The organism is uncultured Barnesiella sp., from assembly GCF_946496565.1.
Taxonomy (GTDB): Bacteria; Bacteroidota; Bacteroidia; order Bacteroidales; family Barnesiellaceae; genus Barnesiella; species Barnesiella merdigallinarum.
Genome location: NZ_CAMMHD010000001.1, coordinates 1 through 23324, shown reverse-complemented (window position 1 = coordinate 23324; position 23324 = coordinate 1). Strand labels below are relative to the sequence as shown.

Here is a 23324-nt window from a genome sequence, read left to right as displayed (position 1 = left end):
ACCGACAAATATCTAACCATTTAATCGATACAAAACCTTATGGAAATTAAACCCGGTAAATTTGTGGTTCTCACCTACGACCTCTATGCAGGCGCAGGCGAACCTGAAGAGACTTTGATGATGCGTGCCACCGACGAAATGCCCGACCAGTTCGTTTACGGTGTGGACCAAAATATCCTCCCGGCCATGCTCAAACGGCTCGACGGCCTGAAAGAGGGCGACAAGTTCGACTTCGTGCTCACCAGCGACGAGGCTTTCGGCGAGCGTAACGAAGAGCATGTAATCGAGCTCGACAAAGAGATTTTCATGGTCGACGGCAAGTTCGACGACCAGACCGTATTCGAGGGCAACACCGTGCCCATGATGACTGCCGAAGGCTACCGCATCAACGGCTCGGTACTGAAGGTCTCGGACGACAAGGTGCTCATGGACTTCAACCACCCGCTGGCCGGCGAAAACCTGCACTACGTAGGTGTAGTGAAACTGGTACGCGACGCCACCGACGAGGAGCTGCACCCCCGCCACAGCTGCGGCTGCGGTTGCGGTCACGACCACGGAGGTTGCGGCGACGGCTGCGGCGATTGCTGCGACGGCTGCCACTAACCGGCACCCGCATCCAACCCTAACACGAGGGGGAGAACCCGCCAACCGGCCGGTCTCCCCCTCGTTGTATCTCTATCGCGCCTCGCTGCCTAATCCACAAACGGGTAAATGAGAGCGACGCCGATTACCGTAAAAAACAGCAGATAGAGCACCGCGGCCCACAGGGTGCGCCTCAGGGTTATCCAGAACTTGTCGGGGAAGAGCGAATAGGCGGCCCAATAGGTAGGAATCAGACTGAGCACCATACTGCCCCACTGATAGGCCTGATAATACGAAGCATCCAACACCCACCCGACCGGTATCAACACCAGCGAAAGCAGAATGTACAGCACCGACAGGTAGCAGCAACCCAGCAGATACTCTACCCAGTTGTACCTCGCCGAGCCGGCCTTGCGGAAGGCTATCTTCACAGCCAACACCATGAACGGCACCGTAGCGATGGTGAGCAGGGTATAATGCTCGACGATCCAGTTGTGCATGGCCGACGTCTCGAGGGTCGAGATGCTCCCGGGCAACCCCTTGATGTGTCCGAAAAAGAGCAGAATCACACACCACACCGCCAGCAGCGGGATGGGAGCCATATATCCCTTGCGACGCCCCTCAAAGTAGTCGCTCAGCAGCCGGTCGGGGTGGACAATCAACATGCGCGTGGTCTTGACAAAAGTATTGTCGACATGGAAAATACCGTGCAACAGGTTATCCCACACACTCTTCCAGGTCAATCGTCCCACCGTGGCCTTCTGCCCGCACTGGTTGCAGTAGTTTCCTTCGAACTCGGTTCCGCAGTTTTTGCAAATCATCGCTCTATCCAGATTAAAATCAGTGCACAAAGATACATCATCCCTCCCTGCCCGCCAACAACCTCAAGCCCGAAGTTTCAAAAATAGTTCGTCGGGCGATGCGGGCGGCGGTTGCGGGCCAGCCCGATGTCGCTCTTGACGGCCGACAGGGCACCCTCGTACTGCAACTGCCGGCGGGCACTCTCGTCGGGCAGCTTGGTGGCAAACCATTGCGCCAGCACATGGTGCACGATGGCCCGCTCGAGCTGGTGGCAAATGGACTCGTCGAGCCCCTGCGCCCGATGCTCGGGCAACACGATGGCAAAAACCACCCGGTTGTCGGTCGAGGCAAACTCGCCCGACAGGTAGGCCGACAGGGAACGCGTCATCGCGTCGCGGGCATCGGAAAGCCAGCGGTCGAGAAACAGCCGGTCGTCCTCGGTCACAACAATCGAGCGACTCCACCCCGGTTGCAACTCGGCAGTGCCGACCAGACTCTTGGCCACATACGAACTCTCGGCTGTCAGCTCACGCAAAATCTCATCTTCGGAAAACGAAAACAGTACCGTCTCCCACACTTTTTTCTCATCTTTCATCTCTCTCATCTCCTTTTTATTATGATGTAAATAATCGATAGAACTACAACGATTGCCCCGACCAGCCCCAGAAGCGACAGGCCCGGGGTGCGGGTTTGGCGCGTGTCATGCGCAGACTGCTCGCTCCGCCCCTGCACCTGCCCCTTCGACCGCACGGCCAGCGAGTCGCCCACCGCACTCTCACGACGGGCCGCTACCGAGGCCGTGCGGGTGAGGCGGGTCACCCGCAGGCGCGGGGCAGTTGCGTCGGGACGCACGGTATCGAGCGAACAGTCGAGTTGCGTCCACTCCCACCGGGAGCTCCCCTCCAGTTCGTAACGGCTCACCGAGTCGACCACGGCCGTCAACTCCCGCTCGACCTCGCCCACCCACTGCGCCTGCTGCGACACCGTGCTTTGCCGGACACTCTTGCACCCGGAAGCCTCGGCCAGCAAAATCAGCAGGCACACGCAACGGACCAGGCGCCTCATGAGGCACCTCCCCTCTGCATGCGGTAAATGATAAGCAGGGCCGACCGCTCCGACAGATAGAAACGGGGTGCAGGCTTCTCGGCCAACACCGCGCAGAGCGCTTCGTTGAACGTAGCCCGGGGCCGACGGCGCAGGTAGCTGGCCAGCAGGTTGGCCAGGTCGTTGTACATCGCAATGCGGACAGCCGAGGCACAACGAGGCGACTGCCCGCTGAAGATGCGCTTCACATTGCGGCGAGCCTCTTCGTAACTGATGTAGAATCGGGGGGCTACCGAATAGACCACCCGGCGGATTACCTTCTCGCGAGGGGTATCCAGGGCGGCTTTTCCCAGCGACTTGAGGGCGGCATTGTAGGCCCGGTACAAATCGCGATCTCGTTCTTCCTTGTAATATAATTCCATACTCTCTTATATTGCAGGAAGAGCTACAAACGGGGGCGCTTCACACGCACCCGGCAAAACAGGTAGTGCAAATATAATTCAATTTTGGTATTTTTACAAGAATAATGTGGTTATTTTACCATCATGTTATATTTTTTTATTTTTTCAGATGTTAAAACAGTGTGTATATCGGTAAGAAAATAACTATTTTTGAAATTAAAAATCGAGCGAGAGTTATGAATTTCAGAACCGTCATCGACCCGCCGCGACACCTCGGCTATCTGGACCACAGGCAACACCTGTTGCTGCTGGGTTCGTGCTTTGTCGAGAATATGGGTGCGTGGTTGCAACAGCGCAAATTCGATGTCGACATCAACCCGTTCGGCACACTGTACAATCCCGAGTCTATTGTCCGCAACTGGGAGCGCATGGTCTCGGGCGCACCCTTCACAGCCGACGACCTGTTCCTCTCCGGCGGGTTGTGGCACAGCTACGACCACCACTCCCGCTTCTCGAGCCCCGACCGCGACAGCGCACTGGCACACATCAACCGCCGCCTGGCTGCGGCACACGACCGTTTGCCGGCAACCGACCGCATCGTCGTTACCTGGGGCAGCGCCTACGTCTACCGGCTCAACACAACCGGCCAGGTAGTGGCCAACTGCCACAAGCAACCGGCCTCGACCTTCACGCGCGAACTCCTCGCGGTCGACGACATCGTGGCCCGCTGGCTCCCCATCGTGCGCTACATCGAGAGCTCCCTGCCCCAATGCCGCCTGCTCTTCACGGTGAGTCCCATACGCCACCTCAGCGACGGAGCTCACGGCAACCAGTTGAGCAAGGCTACCCTGCTGCTGGCCATCGACCGGCTGCAACGCGAGAGCCGCATTTGCGACTACTTCCCCTCCTACGAAATCCTCATGGACGACCTGCGCGACTACCGCTTCTACGACACCGACATGACGCACCCCTCGGCCTCGGCCATCGCCTACATCAGCGAGGTGCTCACCGAGTCGTACCTCACCCCCGAGAGCCGCGAGATAGCCACGCAATGGTACAAGATATACACCGCTCTGGCCCACCGCCCCCTCACCGGCGACACCGAGGGCTACCGCACGTTCCTGCAAAAGACGCTCGACCGGGTCATACGCTTCCATCAAGCCTATCCCTACATCGACGTCTCCCATGAAATCGAAGAATTAAAAACAAGAATCAAACAGATATGAACTACACGACTACCGAAATAGCCACAATCGTCAAAGCCCAGAAACGGGACTATCGGGATCATATCATCACCGCCCTGCTCACCGACAGCCGGTCGCTCACCTTCCCCGAAGAGACCCTCTTCTTCGCCCTCGTGACCGAACGAAACGACGGCCACCGCTACATCAAGGACCTCTATCGCAAAGGAGTTCGCGACTTTGTAGTCGAACATTCCATTCCCGGCGAAGAGGAGATGGACGATGCCAACTTCATCGTCGTAAAGGACACGCTCGACGCCCTGCAACAACTGGCTGCCGCACACCGCCGCCGCTTCCAGATACCGGTAATAGGCGTCACGGGCAGTAACGGCAAGACCACGGTCAAGGAGTGGCTCTACCAACTGCTCCAGCCCGACTACAATACCGTGCGCTCGCCCCGCAGCTACAACTCGCAAATCGGTGTTCCCCTCTCGGTATGGCAAATCGGTCCCAAGACCGAGATGGCTATCTTCGAGGCCGGTATCTCCCAACCCGACGAAATGGTACACCTCGAGGAGATTATCAAGCCCACACTGGGTCTCATCACCAACATCGGCGAGGCTCACCAGGAGGGGTTCCAGACCATACAGCAGAAATGCCTCGAGAAGCTCATCCTGCTGAAAGCCTGCGACTGCATCATCTACGACGGCGACAACGAGCTCATCGGCGAGTGCGTCGAGAAGCTCTGCTTCGGATGCCGCGAAATAGCCTGGTCGCGCAAAGACCGCGACAAACCGCTCTACATCTCGAAGATTACCAAGGGCAGCGACTCGACCCGAATCGAATATACCTACCTGCAATACCATTGCAGCTTCACGATACCGTTTGTCGAGGAAGCCTCGATCGAGAATGCCATACACTGCCTGGCCGTGATGCTCTACTTCAACCGGCCGCCCGAAGTCATTGCCGAGCGCATGGCCCGGCTTACCCCGGTGGCCATGCGTATGGAGGTGAAAGAGGGGATAAACAACTGTCTCATCATCAACGACAGCTACAACTCCGACATCAACTCGCTCACCATCGCCCTCGATTTCCAGAACCGCCGCGCCGCCGCCAAGGGCATGCGCCGCACCCTCATCCTCTCCGACATCTACCAGACGGGGCTACCCCCCGCCAGCCTCTACCGCAAGGTGGCCGACATCGTCCTGCACAAGGGCATCGAGCGGCTCATCGGCATCGGCCCTGTCATCTCGGATAACGCCTACCTCTTCAACCTCAAGAAGGAGTTCTACCCCTCGACCGAGAGTTTCCTCGCGCAACTCGACCCGGCCGACTTCCACAACGAGCTGATATTGATCAAGGGGGCCCGTGAGTTCCACTTCGAACTCATCTCCGAAACCCTCGAGCTGAAACAGCACGAGACCATTCTCGAGGTGAACCTCGACGCCATCGTACACAACTACAACCTGTTCAAATCGAAGTTACGCCCCGAGACCAAGGTTATCTGCATGGTCAAAGCCTTCGGCTACGGGGCCGGCTCCTACGAACTGGCCAAGACCCTGCAAGACCGCGGGGCCGACTTCCTGGCCGTGGCCGTGGCCGACGAAGGGGCCGAGCTGCGCAAGGCGGGCATCACCATGCCTATTCTGGTGATGAACCCCGAGATGAGCAGCTTCCGAACCCTCTTCAGCTACTACCTCGAGCCCGAGATTTACAGCTTCGAACTGCTGAAAGCCATCATTGCCGAGGGCGAAAAGCTGGGCTTGGCCGGCTATCCCGTGCACATCAAAATAGACTCGGGCATGCACCGTCTCGGCTTCGAAAAGAAAGACATGCCCCGCGTAGTCGAGATTCTCAACGACCAGACCGTAGTGCTGGCCCGCTCGGTATTCTCGCACTTTGCCGGCAGCGACGAACCCCGCTTCGACGAGTTCTCGCACCAGCAGATCGACACCTTCACCCGCTGTGCCGACTATCTGCAACAGCACTCCAAACACAAGATACTGCGCCACATACTCAACACGGCCGGTATCCTGCGGTTCCCCGAGTACCAGATGGACATGGTGCGCCTGGGCATCGGCCTCTACGGCGTGTCGCCCATTGCAGAGCCCTGCGGACTGGAGACCGTGAGCACCCTGAAGACCACCATTCTGCAAATCAAGTCGCTGCCTGCCGGCGAAACCGTGGGCTACGGCCGCAAAGGCGTGCTCTCCCGCGACTCACGCATCGCCGCCATTCCCATCGGCTATGCCGACGGACTGGACCGTCACCTGAGCAACGGCAAAGGGTGCGTGGTGGTGAACGGCAAACGGGCCCCCATCGTGGGCAACATCTGCATGGATGTGTGCATGATCGACGTGACCGACATCGACTGCCAGCCCGGCGACCGGGTAGAGATATTCGGCGAACAGTTGCCCGTCGACGAGATTGCCGAGACCTTGGGAACCATCCCCTACGAGATACTCACCTCGGTATCGACCCGTGTCAAACGCATTTATTACCGGGAATAGACGAGACCGTTCGTCTACTCCCCCGGCCCTCCTTCCCCCGACGGCCCTGCAGCACCCCTGCGGGGCTGTCTTTATATCCGCCCAAATCCACCTACGCGGCACAGATAGCCCCTCCCAAACAAGAGAACCAACCGCCCTGCCTCCCGCACAAAAAAAAGAGAGCCCGCCGTCAGGCGAGCCCTCTCACAACCGGGAGACCCGAACGGGTCTCTCATTTCTTGATTTCAATCTCTTCTTTCAGGTCAATCTCGTTTTTCTCGGCATCGAAGAACTTATATTCGAGATAAGCGAGCGACTGATTGGGTATCACCTTCATCTGGAAGGTATATTTGCAGCGCCATTTCATCTTCAGCGAGAAGACTCCCTGATTGATGTAAGCAGCTACGAAAGGATGCACGTGTAAAGTGAATTTTCTGATTTTCAACTTGTACACCAAATAATGGATTTTCGACTCCAACAAATCGGTAAAGAGCAAGGAGGGAGGAATAGTGCCTTTGCCGTGGCAAGTCGGACAATCTTCGCTGGTAATGATATCGAGGGCCGGACGTACCCGCTGGCGGGTAATCTGCATCAACCCGAACTTGCTCAAGGGCAAGATATTGTGACGGGCACGGTCGTTGGCCATCAGTTCGCGCATGCGATCATACAGTTTCTGACGATTCTCGGCCTCGTCCATATCGATATAATCGATCACGATAATTCCGCCCATATCGCGCAACCGCAGTTGCCGGGCAATTTCTTCGGCAGCGTTCATGTTTACATCGAGGGCATTGCTCTCCTGGTCGGAGGAGGCTTTGGAGCGGTTGCCACTGTTCACGTCGATTACGTGCAACGCCTCGGTATGCTCGATGATTACATACGCTCCGCTTTTGAAAGATACGGTCTTTCCTAACGAAGATTTAATTTGTTTCGTAATGGCAAAGTTGTCGAAAATCGGTAATTCGCCCTCGTAGAGTTTGACAATATCCTTGCGTTCGGGAGCGATGAGACTCACATAGTTGTGAATCTGCTTGTAGGTCTCCTTGTCATTCACATAGATATTCTCGAACGAAGGGCTGAAAATATCGCGCAGCAGCCCCACGGTACGCCCGGTCTCTTCGTAGACGAGCGAGGGGAGTTGCGCCTTCTGCAACTTCACCAGCATATCTTCCCAACACTTCACCAGAGTCTTGAGCTCGTTGTTCAACTCGGCCACCCGTTTGCCCTCGGCCACCGTGCGCACAATCACCCCGAAGTTGCGGGGCTTGATGCTCTGTATCAACTGGCGCAGGCGCAGCTTCTCCTCGTTCGACTTGATTTTTTGCGATACCGAAACCTTGTCCGAGAAAGGAATCAGCACCAGAAAGCGGCCCGCAAAGGAGATTTCGGCCGTCAATCGCGGGCCCTTCGACGAAATAGGTTCCTTGGCAATCTGTACCAGAACCTCCTGGCCCACCTTCAAGGCATCGTTTATCGTGCCGTCCTTTTCAATATCGGGCAGCAGATTGAACTTGGGGAGCGACAACACCCGCTTGCGGTCGGCAAGCGACTGTTTCAAGAACTTGGCACTCGAGTTGAATTGAGTACCCAAATCGAGATAGTGCAGGAAAGCATCCTTTTCGTAACCTACATCGACAAACGCAGCGTTGAGTCCCGGCATCAGCTTCTTGACCCGACCCAAATAGATGTCGCCCACCGAAAACGATATGTTCCGAGCCTCCTTCTGGAGCTCGACCAACCGTTTGTTCTCGAGCAGTGCAATAGAAATCTCTTTGGGTTGTACATCTACTACAAGTTCGCTGGTCATAATTTGTGATTTATAGATTACTGTTAGTTCGGCGGGGGTACCGGCAGTTTGCAAACCGCCCGGTCTTTCCGCCCAAAAAATTTCAACAAGCCCCTTTCGCACATACGACGAACGGGGCCGATAAAGCAGAAAGAACAAATCCAATGCCTCCTCGAAACGAAACGCATCAAATTTGTTCTTTATGTGCTGTCATTCATTGAGAGCAGACAGACATTATTTCTTCTTATGTCTGTTTTTTCTCAATCTTTTTTTGCGTTTGTGAGTAGCCATCTTGTGGCCTTTTCTTTTCTTTCCACTCGGCATAACGATATGTTTTAAAGATTAGTATTTAATTGTGTTTGTGTCGTGCTTTATTTTACCTCGCCCATGAATGTTTTAGCAGGCTTGAAAGCGGGGATGTTGTGAGCCGGGATGATAATCGTCGTATTTTTGGAAATATTGCGAGCTGTCTTTTGGGCTCTTTTCTTTACGATGAAGCTGCCGAAGCCTCTCAGATATACGTTTTCACCCTTTGCCAAAGAACCTTTTACGGTTTCCATAAATTTTTCAACGGTTTCAAGAACCACAGCTTTTTCGATACCTGTGTTTTTAGAAATTTCGTTTACGATGTCAGCCTTTGTCATTTTTGTATAAATTATAATTATGTACTAATATATTGTTTTTAATTTTTTGGACTGCAAATATATAGCTTTTTGCCCATCTAAAAAAGCAAAAGCCTCTTTTTTTCTCAAATAAACACTTCTTGAGGGAGCCTCTCCGGTTTAGTGGTGCAAATATCGCACTTATTTTTCATTTTCGCTTCATCGTTTACCATTTAATTCTTTCGAATCTGCTGTTTTTCACTCATCAGAGGTTGCGGCAACCGCTGCGAAGCTGCCTTCGGAGAATCAACAGGGAGACAGAAATAGCCAATTTAACTAAATAAAATTAAAAATAAATTCCTACCCTCATATTCCTGCCGCATTCCCATATATATTTTGTATCTTCGACCTGTAATTTTTTAATTCTCACATGGAAATCTTTATCATAGTACTCCTCATTCTTTGTAACGGAGTGCTCTCTATGTCCGAAATCGCCTTGGTTTCGGCCCGAAAAGTCAAACTCGAAAACAGTGCCAAAAAGGGGAGCAAGGCCGCACAGTCGGCCCTGAAACTCTCGCAAGACCCCGACCGATTCCTCTCCACCGTACAAATAGGCATCACCCTCATCGGTATCCTCACCGGTCTCTACTCGGGCGATGCTCTGGCCCAAGACCTGGCCGGCGTATTGGCTCAAAGCCCGGTGCTGGCCCCCTATGCGCTGGTTGTCTCCAAAGCGATTATCGTCATAGCCGTTACCTACCTCACCCTCATCATCGGCGAGCTGGTGCCCAAGCGCATCGGTATGGTTGCAGCCGAGCGGGTTGCCAAAATCGTATCGCGCCCCATGTCGTGGCTCTCGCTCATTGCCGCTCCCTTCGTATGGGTACTCACCAAGAGTACGGCAGGTGTATGCAAGTTTCTGGGTCTCTCGTCGCAGAAGGAGGCTATCACCGAAGACGAAATCAAAGCCATCGTGCGCGAAGGTACCGAGGACGGCAGCGTGCAGGAGGTCGAGCAGGATATTGTCGAACGGGTATTCAACCTGGGCGACCGTAACATCTCGTCGATCATGACCCACCGCAGCGACCTCGTCTGCCTCGACATACAGGACGACAACGCCACCCTCAAGTCGAAAATCATCCACGACCTGCACGCCGTCTACCCCCTCTGTGAGGACAGCCTCGACGACATCATCGGCATCGTGTCGCTGAAGGAACTCTTTGCCAAAATCGACGACCCCACCTTCAACATCAGGGAGGCGGCCGAGACTCCCTACTTCTTGCCCGAGAACATGAGCGTATATACTGCCATGGAACGGCTGCGCAACGAGAACCACCGTTACGGTCTGGTGACCGACGAGTTCGGCAGCATCGAGGGTATCGTCACCATCAGCGACATTCTGGGGGCCCTGGTGGGCTCGGCCTCGGCCGGACCTTCGGCCGACATCGTCACCCGCGAAGACGGCTCGTGCCTTATCGACGGACAGTGCTCGTTCTACGACTTCCTCGACCACTACGACATGACCGACCGCTACCAGGAGTTCAACTACAACACCCTGAGCGGCCTCATCCTCGACCTGCTCCAGCACATCCCCACCGAGGGCGAAAAAATCGAGTGGCTCTGCTTCTCGTTCGAGATTGTCGACATGGACGGGGCACGCATCGACAAGGTACTGGTACACAAACACGAAGAGCCCAAGCCCGAAGAGTAACCGAATCACAATCGCCATACCCACAACCGAGGGGTGAACCGCGGCCTCACACCGGGATTCGCCCCTCGTGTCGTATCCGGGGGGCACCCGACCGACAACACATCCTCGCTACCCCTCCCGACAAACCGGTTTGCGAATGTGCAAAAAAGTCGTACCTTTGCAGCCGAAATTTTTGCAGAACCTGTGAGGCGGACCTGCGTGCGCCTCCCGTGTGCTTGAACACCACGTAAAAAACAAGACCTATGAACCGTACCGTATCTCTGCCCTTTCTCGTGATGGGCATCGTATTTTGTGTGTGCCTCATCTGCTCCAACCTGCTCGAGGTGAAAATGGTTTCGCTCGGAGGCATCACCGCAACCGCCGGACTCATCGTCTTCCCCATCTCCTACATCATCAACGACTGCATCGCCGAGGTGTGGGGTTACCGCAAGGCGCGGCTCATCATCTGGATGGGCTTCCTCATGAATCTGCTGGCGGTCATCTTCATCCAGCTGGCCATCGTCCTGCCCGCCGCCCCCTTCTGGGAAGGCCAGGATGCCTTCGTGGCCACCTTCTCGTCCACCCCACGCATCCTGCTGGCCAGCTTCATCGCATTCCTGGCCGGCTCGTTCCTCAACGCCTATGTGATGAGCAGGATGAAAATCTCGAGCGGAGGCAAACACTTCTCGCTGCGGGCCATCGCCTCGACCGTCGTAGGCGAGAGCGCCGACTCGCTGCTCTTCTTCCCCATCGCCTTCGGCGGGGTAGTCCCGGTCAAGGAGCTGGCCGTGCTCATCGTCACCCAGGCCTGCCTCAAGACCGCCTACGAAATCATCATCCTGCCCGTGACCGTACGGGTGGTGCGCCTGGTCAAGCGCATCGACGGCAGCGACGTGTACGACCGTCAGGTATCGTACAACATCTTCAAGATAAAAGATTTACAATAATTCAATCTTATGGAATCGAAAGAACCTCAACTTACTTTGCTGGGGCATAAGACTACCTATCGGCAAGACTATGCCCCCGAGGTGTTGGAAACCTTCACCAACAAACACCCCGAAAACGACTACTGGGTGCGCTTCAACTGCCCCGAGTTTACCAGCCTCTGTCCCATCACCGGACAGCCCGACTTCGCCACCATACAGATCGACTACATTCCCGGCGAGCGTATGGTCGAGAGCAAGAGCCTCAAGCTCTACCTCTTCAGTTTCCGCAACCACGGAGCCTTTCACGAAGATTGCGTCAACATCATCATGAAAGACCTCATCCGCCTCATGGAGCCCAAATACATCGAGGTAACCGGCTTCTTCACCCCCCGCGGCGGTATCAGCATCTACCCCTACTGCAACTACGGACGCCCCGGCACCGAGTATGAGCAGATGGCTCGCCAACGGTTGCAAAACCACCAGTAACACAAGACCTCCCGCCTGGTCGGGAGTCCCTACCCTGTATACACGTGTAAGCCCTATCGGTTGCCTTTACAGCTCCGACAGGGCCCACACGTTATGAAATTTGACCGGTTGTCCTCCTGCTCTCCAGGACAGCAACTGGTCGTCAAAAAATACTATCTCACCATCTTCCCCACAGGCCTACCGCCAACACAAACCACATAGACGCCACTCGAAAGGCCCGACAGCGATACGACCGTTTCGGCCTCATCCGTAGCACCGGTGGCCACCATACGGCCCGACAGGTCGAACACGCGATAGAGGTCACCGGCAACGGTTCCCCGTATATACAGTGTCTCGCCCGTCATACTCAGCGAGAGGGCCGAGTCGTTTGCGACATTCTGAACCGCCGAAACCGCTACAAACCGATAGCGGGGCGAAATCATCGACGACAGATTGGCGCCGCCATAGAGGCTGTTCATCGCATACCAGCGGTCCTGATAGTTGGCATAAGCCGTGCAGTCGTCTTGGGTACGGCTCTTCGTCGAAACCAACCCGAGCATATTGTCGGCATCGGGTGTAATCTCGGGGAATTCCAGCACCACGAAGAAACTGCCCGTCACCTCTACGGCCGGGAAGAATGCCGTACAGAACTGGCCCACCGAGTTTTCACTCCCGAAGAGTTCGCCCAGGCGCCCCGAGAACGAAGCGACAGCTTCGCCCGGCAGTCCGTCGGGACCCTCGTCATAGATACTCAAAATCAAACTCTTCTCCTGGTTCGCGGCATCCAGAGCATAGAGGTAGGTATAGATGACCACCTCGTCGACCTCGCCCCGGGCATTGTCGGGGAGGGTAAACTTCTCGGCAATCGTCGTGTAATTCGAGTTCAAGCCCAGCATGAAACCATACTCGCTCACCTGATAGGTCGTCAGCTCGTCCGATTTCCGACGGTTGCACACATAGTCCATCACGGCAGGCGACAGGTGCACGACCCCGGTCTCCAGCGTATCGCTGGCCGTCCCGTTCTCATTGGTGGCTGTCACTACACCCTGTTTCACCCCATCGGTGACATACACGACCGAGGCCGAGGCTGCCTGTACCGACGCGGGAGTGGCATCGGTACCGAACTCCCAGCTGTACGAATCGACGTTCTGCCCGGTAGCCCCGTAGTTCAACGGCTCCGAATCGCCCACATAGACCGTGTCGGCCGTAAACGACCAGAGGCCGCCCGTATAATAGGCCTCGACCGACGGCAACTCCACGAGAGGTTCACTCGATACCGTAAAGTCATCGAAGCCGACCGCATTGCCCTGCGTCCCGGCCGGGGTACAATGGTGTATGGCAAAGTAATACTCGCCCGCCGTCTCGGGGGTAAATACCCCTTCTACCTTGGTCCACTCGGTACATATCTCGGCCTGCTCGCCGGTGCGGTCGACCAGGCGCTGCGTCTGCGCGGCTGCCGAAGCCTCGGAGCCCACCGTAATCTCAAACTGGTCGGCCACGCCTTGGTAACCGGGGGCAAAACAATACAAGGCGATGTAATACGGCTTGCCCGCCTCCAGACTCAAGGCCGGCGAAAAGGCCCAGGCATCCCGGGCATTCCCGCGACTGTCGGGACCCGAAACCAGATAATACTTGCCCGAGTGTGCCGTAATTCCGCTCAACGCATTTACCTGTATGGTGAACGCCGCGGTAGCACTCGCGTCGGATACGCTCCAGCCCGCGGGCAAAGCGGTCGACACATCGGGGGTGTCGAAATTCTCGGTATACGGCAGGGTGGCACCCGCCGTCGAATAACAGATGACTTTCGAATCCAACGGACGCTCCCGGAGCAACGTGTTTATCCGGGGCAACTCATACATCGGTTGTGCCGAAACTCCCAGGCTCAACGCCATGGCGAGCCCTGCAAAACAAAACTTATTCATGCGAAAATCCAATTAAATACGAGAGGGGCATGCCTGTGAGAGCATACCCCTCTCTTGCTTAGTTATCTGAAATTATGGAACAAGTATCTTTCCCGAAATTACCCGGTTGCCGGTAAGCAGTCGGACAATATAGACTCCGGACGAGAGGCTGCTCAAATCGATAATCGACTCGTCGCGATAGGTACCCATCGCAACACCCCGACAGTCGTAGAGCGCCACCTCCGTATAGTCGCCCACGATGTGAAGCCGCTCGCCATCGAAGAAGAACGAGGCTGCATCGTTGTTCACATCCTCCACACCCGATACGGTATGAGTGCGCTCCATATCGAAGGCGTAGATGCGCATCAGGGTAGCCGAGAACTCCGGCGGGCAATCGGCCTTCACACCAAAGTAGTAGATGCCGTCGTGAGGAATGCAAACCGTACCCGATACCTCGCTGCGTTCGTCTATCACATCGCCCTCAGCCACCAGCGTGGTATAGGAGTCAGGGGTATCTTTGTCGGCCATGTAGATCTTCAGGTTCTGCCCGTGGTTGCTCGAGGGGTCGTCGATCATGATCATGTAATCCATCGTCACCTTCACCGAATCGCCGGCCGACAAGGCCACCGAGGGAGCCACCAGCAGACCCGGCAGCGCGTTCGACTCCACGTCGTAGTCGTACCAGATATACATCGACTCCATGAAGGTCTCGTCGCCCTCGGTCTGGGCCGACCACTGCTCGATGTTGGAAGCCGGGCTGTAGTGGTACCACTCGTCTTCGTGCGTCAGGAAGTCCGAGCTGTACGGGAGAGTCGTCTGGGCCCCCGTGGCGGGCTTCAGTTCAATATCGTCGAGGTAGAGGCAACCGTTACCCTTGGGCGAATAGCAGTTGATGACGATATAATAGTTACCGTCGGCAGCCACCGTCACCGGTACCAGCAGCTTGGCATAATACTTGTCTTTCACGATTACGCTGTCGTTGTCATACAGCAGCGTGGCCTGAGACATGTCGTCGGGGTCGGTCGTCAAATAGACTCTGAATCTCTGTACATAAGACAGAGGGCTATCCGGCGACGAGGGTTGATTCAACATCGTACGATAGAACATCGAGAACTCATATTCGCCGGCCGGAATCTCTATGCACTGCGACCGGGCCCAGGCATCGACATCGGCACTCATCTGGTCGGTGCAACCCAACAGTCCCGTGCCATCGTAGGCCGAGCCCGAACCCCACTGGGAGTGGGCAATCACCAGAGTGGCCGACGTAGACGAATGCAGACTCCAGTACTGGTCGGTTGCGGTATCTTCGAAATCCTCCTTGTACGGCAGGGTAGCATTGGGCCAATTCTGCAAGGTAGCACTCGGCAGAGCATCGTTGTAGCTGTCGGTATCGGCCGAACTCTTCGCCGAGCAGGTAAAGACGTAGCTTCCCTTGGCCGAAATATCGGCCTTTTGGGTAAAGGTATAGGTGGCCGTGTCGCCCGGAGCCAACGGACCGGCAAACAGTTCCGACACGGAGGTCTCGCTGTTATTGACCGTATACGAGACCTTCACGTTCTCCTGAGGCGAAACACCCGCATTGACGAAGCGCATGGTCACGGCAGCCTCGCTCAAGTTGAACCCGCTCTGGCAGTCGAGCGAAACCGAGGTCATGGCTATATCGTCGGCGGCATCGATACGCACATCGTCGAGAATCACATTGCGGCCCGTACCTTCGTTGTAGAAGGCGAAATAGTAATTGCCGGCCTCGGGTATATCGAAACTGGCATACCCGTAATGATACTGCCCGGCCACATCCAGCGGATAAGAGCACAGGAGCGTAGTCATCTCGTCGGGGTCGTCGCTGCGGCCCATATAGACCTGCAGCGAGCTTTCGCCGGTCGAATAGATGGTTGCGTAGTAGAACGAGATGCGGGCTTTCCCCTGAGGCATCGCGATGGCCGGACTGATGAACCAGTCGTTATGCGTGATGCCGGCATAAGAGTCGATATAGCCTATACCGCTCCCCTCCTTGGGCAAGCCCTTCGTGGCATTCAACACGGGTTCCCAGTAAACCCCGTCCTGGTCGGGGTTATACGACGACCAGTAAATCACGTCGGCCGAGTCGTCGTTGAATCCCATATCGTGCGGGAAGGGACGTGCCGTATACACCTGCACGCGGGTAGAAACGGTATCGTTCGTCAAGTCGCCATCGGCAGCCATGGCCGACCACACTTTCACCACCTTCTCGCCCGGGGTGCTCCAGTCGCACGTAGTTTCAAATACATACTCCTTGCTTTCGTTGGCAGCCAACTGGTCGATCTCGCCCGATACGATTTCACCGTTGTCGACCTGGAAATAGACCGGGATATGGCTTTGTGCCATCTTGCCGCCATTCTTGAACCGGGCCGCAACCGTCACCTGGTTGTTGACCAGCTTGGCCGACAGCTTGGGCGAGGTGATGCGCTCGGCGATAATATCTTCGTAGGGGTCTTTTATCTGGATATTCTTCACGACAACCTGAGCCTCGGTGTTGGCCTGCAAAGCCAGCGAAACCAATCCGGCCTCTTCGATCGAGCAGACAATCGCCGCTTTGGCAAATTCGGTTTCCGATGCCGGCAACTTGTCCGATACACCCACCTCGACATACTCTTTCTTTACGAAATAGCCGGTCTTGATCGACATGGTAAAGTCGAGACTCGACATGTATTCAAATTCGACCCGCACACTCCCGGCCGGCAGCGAGATACAGTTGCTTCTCAACAACGCCGTGTTGCCTTTATACGGTACCGAAACCCAACCTTCGTTCTCGACACTGTATGCCCAATAGGCCGATCGCATGGAGGGTGTACTGGAACTCGAGAAATCGGTCGTGGCATTCTCGGTATTCATCTCATACGGGTACTCAATCGACGGTCTCACCTCAATCTCGGTCGAAAGGGTATCGTTCTCGACATTCAAGTCGTTCGAAACACCATCGACCCAAGCCGTTATCACACTCGTCTCATTTTCTACACACAGAGCTTTCAGGGCAAAGAGATACGTTTTATGTTCGCCGGAAAGCAACGGCTCCGTCACTACCTCCGAAACCACGTCGCCATCGCCTACCCGATAGTTCAGCCGATACGAGGTGACCGACAAACCGGTATTGACAACTTCGACTTGGACAGGGTGTTCCGTATCGCAGGATGTGCCCAACCCCTCTACCACGTAGATAGCCATGTCGGCACCCGGATTTCCATCGATGTTCACATCGTCTACATAGGTCAAATTGGAAACAAAAGAGTATCCTCCGTGACCTCTTTCATGGAATGCCACATAGATAGACTTGCCGGCATACTTCGACAGGTCGAACACATAGGCGCCCCACGGCAATAAATTCTGCGGCGAGATGCACATCAGGGTATCGGTAAAATTGACTCTTGCCGTATCGGACTGGGAAACAAGCACCTCAAACGCCCGCTCTTCGGACTCAATACCGGATGCCCAATTGGCACCCAACATGAAGTGCAAATACTCTCCCGCTTTGATTTCGACTTGAGGGGTCACCAGCCACGAGTCGGTCTCCAGTCCTTCGCCGAAACCACCCGACCTGGAATAGGCAGCATAGCCGCCGGTGGTGTATCCCAATACAAACGGATCGATATCTGCGGTCGAACTCCATCGAGGATAATCGTTCAGCGTACTCGGTATGCAAGTCGTTGTCCAACCCTCTGGAGGGAATGTTCCACCATCGAAAGTCTCGTGCAATTCGGCAAACCCAAGGTTTACATTCAATAGCACAAGTAAAACAATCAGTAAACTCTTTTTCATAAAAACAACCATTAAATAAACAAAAACCAAATAGAGGTAATCAGTGTGACAAATTCTCCAATCTGTCGGTCTTTTTACAAATGAAGACAAAAACTGATAAACCATAAAGTTTTATCCCCCCAGCCAACTACTGCAAATTAAATTCGATTCGATAAAACACTACGGCACAATACTGCATTTATATAATAATCAGTTGTTTATATATCCATTTAAAATAGATTCGCGCGTAATAAAAAAGCATACTGGAGTTCAAGGGCGATAAAAATTCATTTTCCACACAGCAATGAAAATAATAAATTATAAATATTTCGTATCTTTGTCATACACATTCAAAGTGCTACGATCATGAAAGAACCCTATCGAAAACCTCTTCCCCTGAAAATTATCTTATGCGGAGTTCTATTCATAGGTCTTGCCTCCAACTACTGCCTGGCTCGAAACTACTCATCCAACCTGAAACAGTTTCTCCAAGAGACCCAACAAATATATACAGTCGGAAACCTCAAAGACAAGAGCCATGCCTCTCAGAACCAAGCCTATATCGACTCAACAACACACCTGTTGCAAACGGCATCGCTCCCCGACTCGACTGCGATAGCCACCCTGTACGACATGGCGGTCAAGCTCAGTGAGAGCCGACTTTACAACCCCACCATCGAATACACCAAACTGGCCCGGCGCTTCCTGCAGGAGAACTTTTCCGACGGGCTCGACAAGGAGAAGGCCATCGTCAATCTGGCTCTTATCCAGGCTTCGGCCTATCAGTCGTTGGGCATGTCGACCCCGGCCATCAACATCTACTTCAACACCCTCGAAGAGACCAAAAAGTATCGCATGGACGATATGACGGCCATCATCTACAACAACCTGGGCAGCACGTTTCAGCATCAAAAAGAGTATGCTCAAGCCGATACCTTTTTCAACAAGGCGATACAACTCAACGAGGCTCATAAAGACAAGCAGAAACTGTTTGTCAACTACAACAACCTGGCTATCACCTACGCCAAACAGCAAAATCACGACAAGGCCTTGGAATACGCCTTCCTGGCCATACACCAGCTCGATGCCGAGAAGGACAAAGACATGATTATGCTCATGCAACAGAGCATTGCCTCGATCTATCTCAATCGCAACGAACCGCTGCTGGCTCTGAAAATCATACAAGAGGTGGAGAAATACCAGCTTCAAAAGGGGCAAAGTCCCTTTCTCATCTATACCTACCGGCTGCTGGCTCAAATATACCTGCAGCTCAACCGCACCGACGCGGCACTGGAGGCCCTGCAAAAGGCGAAACAACAAGCCGACCTCTGCCACAACGACAAGGAACTGGTTCCCCTGCTGAACCTGTTTGCCAAAATCTATGCCGAGAAAAACGAATATGCCAACGCCTACCGCAACCTGGCCCGGGCCGTATCGATCAAAGATTCCCTGTCCGACATCGAGAACCGACACCAGGTTACCGATATTGAAGAGATGTATCTGGCCGGGCAGGAGCGCAACCGGCAAGAGGCAATGGCGGCCGAGCAGGCGCGAGAAAGAAATATTATCGTCTACACGCTGTTGGGAATCATTATCGCCGTGATGGTGGTCGTTCTGCTCCGTTACCGAACCAACTTGGCACACAAACGAGCCGACAAAGAGGCTTCGATACAAAAGACTCACCAACAGTTCAAGAGCGAATTGCAACAGAAAGAGGGCGAAAAGGAGCAGTTGGAAGAGCAGATTGCCATCCAGGACGAACAGTTGATGCAACTGAAAAAAGAGCTGACCTCGCTCTCGATTCAATCGGTACAGAACGAAAACTACATCGAGAAACTAAACGAAGAGATGAAGAGACTCCTACTCGAAATCAATGTCAAGGAGACCGAAAAACGGAAACACATCAAAGAGATTATCTCGAAAATCAATCAATACAACACCCAAAGCAGCTGGGAGGAGTTCCGCTACCGATTTGAAAACGTACAAGACTCGTTCTTCCAAAAGCTGTCGGCTCAATACCCCGACTTGACCACCAACGACCAGCACCTCTGTGCCCTGCTGAGGCTGGGCCTCTCGACCAAGGAGATTGCCGCCATCACCTTCAAGGAGGTGCGCAGCATCGAATCGGGCCGAAACCGGTTGCGCAAAAAGCTGGGACTCTCCGAAAAAGAGGACCTGGTCAAATTCCTGACCCGGTTTTAATCTTGCGGCTATTCACACACCCTCCTCGCACAGGCGTCCCTGCCAGGTATCGCGTTCGCGCATGCGACGCAACAGACGGGCGGTAAACTCGTGGTTCTTGAGCCCCCAGTTGGGGGCAATGAGCAGCGAGGCAGGCGACTGCGACACAAACCGCTCGATGGCGATGCGGGGCGACAGAAGTTCGGCAAAGTCGATAGCCAGGTCTATGTACTCGTCGACCGCATAGAGGTGGAAATCCTGCGGCCGCTCCTCATACTCGCGAGCCATGCGGGTGTGCCTGATGAGCTGCAGCTGGTGCAGCTTGAGGGTATCGAGAGGCAACTGCGACATGCGGCGGGCATGGTCGAGCATCTGTGCCCGGGTCTCGCCCGGCAATCCCAGTATCAGGTGGGCACCCACAAGCACCCCGGCAGACGCAGTGCGACGAATGGCATCGGCCGAGGCGGCAAAGTCGTGTCCGCGGTTGATGCGTCGCAGGGTCTCGTCGCAGGTACTCTCCACCCCATACTCCACCAGCACGAAGGTGCGGTGCGACAGCTCGGCCAGATAGGCGAGCAGGTCGTCGGGCATGCAGTCGGGGCGCGTACCGATGATAATGCCCACCACACCGGGGTGAGCCAGCGCCTCCTCGTACTTGCGTTTCAGCTCCTCAAGTTCTCCATACGTATTGGTATAGGCCTGGAAATAGGCCAGATAGCGCATATCGGGATATTTACGGGCAAAAAAGGCGATACCCTCGTCGATCTGGCAGGTAATGCTCTTGCCCGTATGGCAATAGTCGGGGCTGAAAGTCTGGTTGTTGCAATAGGTGCACCCCCCTACCCCGATAGTGCCGTCGCGGTTGGGGCAGGTAAAGCCGGCATGCAACGAGATTTTCTGCACCTTGCCGTCGAAGCGAGAGCCCAGGAAATCGGCAAAATCGCGATAGCGCTTCCGCTCCATCATCCTCAATGCCCGAAACGGTTATAAAACTCGGTCACGGCCACGATACCCTTCTCGTACATCTCCATGAGGAAGTTCTCGTTGGGCGAGTGGGTGGCGTCCGACTCCAGGCCGAAGCCCATCAAGACCGATTTCACGCCCAGCACCTTCTCGAAGGTGGCGATAATGGGGATACTGCCTCCGCGACGCACGGCCAGCGGCTGTTTGCCGAAAGCCAGCGTATAGCCCTGCTCGGCAGCCTTGTAGGCCGGCAGGTCGATGGGACATACATAGCTCTCGCCACCGTGCATGGGAGTAACCTTCACCTTCACGCTGCGGGGAGCCACCGACTCGATATAGTCGATAAACATCTGCGAAATCTTCTCGTGGTTCTGGTGGGGTACCAGGCGGCACGACACCTTGGCATAGGCTTTCGAGGGGAGCACCGTCTTGGCACCCTCGCCCGTATAGCCGCCCCAGATACCGCAAATATCGAACGTGGGGCGAATGGCCGTACGCTCCAGCGGAGAGAATCCAACCTCACCGGCCAGCTCTTCGACATCGATAGCCTGCTTGTATTTCGTCTCGTCGTAAGGCACGGCACCCAGCATGGCCCGCTCCTCGGCCGAGACATTCTCTACATCGTCGTAGAAGTGCGGGATAACGATACGCCCGTTGCCGTCGACCACCCCGGCCAGCATCTTGCACAACTCGTTGATGGGGTTGGCCACCGTACCGCCGAAGATACCCGAATGCAGGTCGCGGTTGGGACCGGTCACCTCGATTTCCCAATAGGCCAGACCGCGCAACCCCGTCGTAATCGACGGCGTTTCGAGCCCCACCATGCTGGTGTCGGAGACCAGAATCACGTCGCACCGTAACAGGTCGAGGTGCGTTTTGCAAAACTCCTCGACACCGGGCGAGCCAATCTCTTCGCCACCCTCGATCAGGAACTTCACGTTGCAACGCAGCAACCCTTCGCGCACGGCAATCTCGAAGGCCTTCAGCTGAATGAAGCCCTGCCCCTTGTCGTCGTCGGCACCACGGCCCCACAGGCGCCCCTCCTTGATGACCGGCTCGAAAGGCTCGGTGTGCCACAACTCCAGCGGCTCGACGGGCATCACGTCGTAGTGGGCATAGACCAGCACCGTGGGATAAGACGGGTCGACCAACTTCTCGGCAAAGACCACCGGCGAGGCCGACGTAGGCATCACCTCGGCCCGGTCGGCACCGGCTTCGAGCAGCAACTCGCGCCACCGCTCGGCGCAGCGCAGCATGTCGTCCTTATGTTCGGGCAAAGCGCTTATCGAAGGGATGCGCAACAACGAAAACAGCTCGTCGAAGAAGCGATCGCGATGATCGGCTATATACTTTCGTGTATCCATATCGGTTATGTTTTTTATAGTTTATGACTTTGTGCCAACAGATAGTAATCGAGCATCACCATGGCCGCCATGGCCTCGACCACGGGCACGGCCCGCGGCAGCACGCAAGGGTCGTGACGCCCCTTGGCCTTCAACACCGTGGGGTTTCCCTGCACGTCGACCGTCTCGATGTCGCGCAACAAGGTAGCCACCGGCTTGAATGCCACCCTGAAGTAAATATCCTCGCCGTTGGAGATACCCCCCTGGATACCCCCCGAGTAATTGGTGCGCGTGGCGATGTGGCCGTCGTGCGACTCGAACACGTCGTTCACCTGCGAACCCCGGCATTTCGCCCCGGCGAAACCCATGCCATACTCAAACCCCTTGGCGGCATTGATGCTGAGCATGGCACTGCCCAGAGCAGCGTGCAGCTTGTTGAAAACCGGCTCGCCCAGCCCCACGGGCACATGACGGATAACCCCGGTGATGACTCCGCCCACGGTATCGCCCTGCGACTTCACCTCGGCAATCAGCTGCTCCATCTGCCGAGCCATCCCGGCATCGGGGCAACGCACGGCATTCCGTTCAATCTCGGCCGGGTCGTAATCGCGATAGTCGCCAGACAGCGACAGCTCGCCCACCTGCGAGGTATAGGCCCACAACTCGATACCCAACTGCTTGAGCACCAACTTGGCCAGAGCCCCGGCCACACAGCGGGCTATCGTCTCGCGGGCCGACGAGCGGCCTCCGCCCCGGTGGTCGCGCACCCCATACTTGCGGGTATAGGTATAATCGGCATGCGAGGGGCGGAAGAGCTCCCGCATGTTGTCATAGTCGGAGGAGTGCTGATTCTCGTTCCACACCACAAACCCGATAGGGGCACCGGTGGTCTTGCCCTCGAAGATTCCCGACAGGAATTCGACCCGGTCGCTCTCCCGGCGGGGAGTCACCAGAGCCGACTGTCCCGGACGACGCCGGTCGAGCTCATGCTGTATAAAATCCATATCGACTGATATACCGGCAGGCATACCGTCGACAACGCCCCCGATGGCCGGGCCGTGCGACTCGCCGAACGAGGTGAGCGTGAAAAGATTTCCTATCGTATTCATCTATCCGTCTATGCTGGTTATACATATATACTAAACAAAGTTACTACAAAAAAGTGGAATACGGAAGAATGAAGTAATAGAATTGATTT

The 23324-nt window shown here is 55.3% G+C and carries 18 protein-coding genes; 7 read left to right on the top strand and 11 right to left on the bottom strand.

The annotated features are described in order from the left end of the window. The first annotated feature begins 39 nt into the window (after positions 1-39). Positions 40-603, top strand: a complete 564-nt coding sequence (locus Q1K76_RS00090) for a peptidylprolyl isomerase (RefSeq protein WP_087408230.1) — start codon at positions 40-42, stop codon at positions 601-603. Between the two features lie 89 nt (positions 604-692). Here the strand turns inward: Q1K76_RS00090 and Q1K76_RS00085 are convergent, their stop codons facing one another. From Q1K76_RS00085 to Q1K76_RS00070, 4 genes are all read right to left on the bottom strand, one after another. Further along, complete coding sequence (locus tag Q1K76_RS00085) at positions 693-1403, bottom strand: DUF3667 domain-containing protein (protein ID WP_300130132.1); 711 nt, start codon at positions 1401-1403, stop codon at positions 693-695. A gap of 77 nt (positions 1404-1480) precedes the next feature. Beyond that, on the bottom strand, positions 1481-1978 hold the full coding sequence (locus Q1K76_RS00080; protein WP_258326616.1) for a hypothetical protein: 498 nt from the start codon (positions 1976-1978) through the stop codon (positions 1481-1483). 5 nt (positions 1979-1983) lie between these two features. Continuing rightward, complete coding sequence (locus tag Q1K76_RS00075) at positions 1984-2448, bottom strand: hypothetical protein (RefSeq protein WP_300130129.1); 465 nt, start codon at positions 2446-2448, stop codon at positions 1984-1986. Then, the gene (locus tag Q1K76_RS00070; protein ID WP_143240913.1) at positions 2445-2849 is read right to left on the bottom strand and encodes a hypothetical protein; all 405 of its coding nucleotides are present in this window, start codon (positions 2847-2849) and stop codon (positions 2445-2447) included. Before Q1K76_RS00070 ends, Q1K76_RS00075 begins: the two co-directional genes overlap by 4 nt. 215 nt (positions 2850-3064) lie before the next feature. Between Q1K76_RS00070 and Q1K76_RS00065 the strand changes: the two genes are divergently transcribed. Next, complete coding sequence (locus Q1K76_RS00065) at positions 3065-4054, top strand: GSCFA domain-containing protein (protein WP_300130126.1); 990 nt, start codon at positions 3065-3067, stop codon at positions 4052-4054. Continuing rightward, positions 4051-6519, top strand: a complete 2469-nt coding sequence (locus Q1K76_RS00060) for a bifunctional UDP-N-acetylmuramoyl-tripeptide:D-alanyl-D-alanine ligase/alanine racemase (RefSeq protein ID WP_300130124.1) — start codon at positions 4051-4053, stop codon at positions 6517-6519. Before Q1K76_RS00065 ends, Q1K76_RS00060 begins: the two co-directional genes overlap by 4 nt. Before the next feature lie 211 nt (positions 6520-6730). Here Q1K76_RS00060 and Q1K76_RS00055 read toward each other — a convergent pair whose 3' ends face one another. Both Q1K76_RS00055 and Q1K76_RS00050 read right to left on the bottom strand, forming a co-directional pair. Further along, the gene (locus Q1K76_RS00055; protein WP_087408237.1) at positions 6731-8305 is read right to left on the bottom strand and encodes an Rne/Rng family ribonuclease; all 1575 of its coding nucleotides are present in this window, start codon (positions 8303-8305) and stop codon (positions 6731-6733) included. Positions 8306-8655: 350 nt separating this feature from the next. Next, the gene (locus Q1K76_RS00050) at positions 8656-8928 is read right to left on the bottom strand and encodes an HU family DNA-binding protein (RefSeq protein ID WP_025278206.1); all 273 of its coding nucleotides are present in this window, start codon (positions 8926-8928) and stop codon (positions 8656-8658) included. A 388-nt stretch (positions 8929-9316) separates the two neighbouring features. Here Q1K76_RS00050 and Q1K76_RS00045 point away from each other — a divergent pair, with 388 nt between their 5' ends. The 3 genes from Q1K76_RS00045 to queF all read left to right on the top strand — a co-directional run bounded on the left by Q1K76_RS00045 (position 9317) and on the right by queF (position 11988). After that, on the top strand, positions 9317-10597 hold the full coding sequence (locus Q1K76_RS00045; RefSeq protein WP_087408238.1) for a hemolysin family protein: 1281 nt from the start codon (positions 9317-9319) through the stop codon (positions 10595-10597). Positions 10598-10839: 242 nt separating this feature from the next. Further along, positions 10840-11523: a queuosine precursor transporter gene (locus Q1K76_RS00040; protein WP_258326621.1), complete on the top strand. Its 684-nt coding sequence runs from the start codon at positions 10840-10842 to the stop codon at positions 11521-11523. Positions 11524-11532: 9 nt separating this feature from the next. After that, positions 11533-11988, top strand: a complete 456-nt coding sequence (gene queF / locus Q1K76_RS00035) for a preQ(1) synthase (protein ID WP_087408240.1) — start codon at positions 11533-11535, stop codon at positions 11986-11988. 152 nt (positions 11989-12140) lie between these two features. Here queF and Q1K76_RS00030 read toward each other — a convergent pair whose 3' ends face one another. Together Q1K76_RS00030 and Q1K76_RS00025 are read right to left on the bottom strand one after the other, a co-directional pair. Beyond that, positions 12141-13889 carry a choice-of-anchor J domain-containing protein gene (locus Q1K76_RS00030; RefSeq protein ID WP_300130121.1) on the bottom strand — a complete coding sequence of 583 codons (1749 nt, stop codon included), beginning with the start codon at positions 13887-13889 and terminating at the stop codon, positions 12141-12143. Between the two features lie 72 nt (positions 13890-13961). After that, positions 13962-17660: a choice-of-anchor J domain-containing protein gene (locus Q1K76_RS00025; RefSeq protein WP_300130118.1), complete on the bottom strand. Its 3699-nt coding sequence runs from the start codon at positions 17658-17660 to the stop codon at positions 13962-13964. 345 nt (positions 17661-18005) lie between these two features. Here Q1K76_RS00025 and Q1K76_RS00020 point away from each other — a divergent pair, with 345 nt between their 5' ends. Next, complete coding sequence (locus Q1K76_RS00020; protein WP_300130116.1) at positions 18006-19841, top strand: tetratricopeptide repeat protein; 1836 nt, start codon at positions 18006-18008, stop codon at positions 19839-19841. Positions 19842-19853: 12 nt separating this feature from the next. Here Q1K76_RS00020 and Q1K76_RS00015 read toward each other — a convergent pair whose 3' ends face one another. Genes Q1K76_RS00015 through aroC form a run of 3 tightly spaced genes read right to left on the bottom strand, consistent with a single transcriptional unit; the run spans position 19854 to position 23235 of the window. Then, the gene (locus Q1K76_RS00015; protein ID WP_300130114.1) at positions 19854-20786 is read right to left on the bottom strand and encodes a TIGR01212 family radical SAM protein; all 933 of its coding nucleotides are present in this window, start codon (positions 20784-20786) and stop codon (positions 19854-19856) included. Between the two features lie 2 nt (positions 20787-20788). Then, entirely contained in the window at positions 20789-22147 is a 1359-nt protein-coding gene (locus Q1K76_RS00010; RefSeq protein ID WP_300130112.1) for a dipeptidase, read from the bottom strand. A 14-nt stretch (positions 22148-22161) separates the two neighbouring features. Beyond that, positions 22162-23235 (bottom strand): chorismate synthase, encoded by a 1074-nt coding sequence (aroC, locus tag Q1K76_RS00005; RefSeq protein ID WP_289540319.1) that lies wholly within the window; start codon positions 23233-23235, stop codon positions 22162-22164. Positions 23236-23324 lie beyond the last annotated feature (89 nt).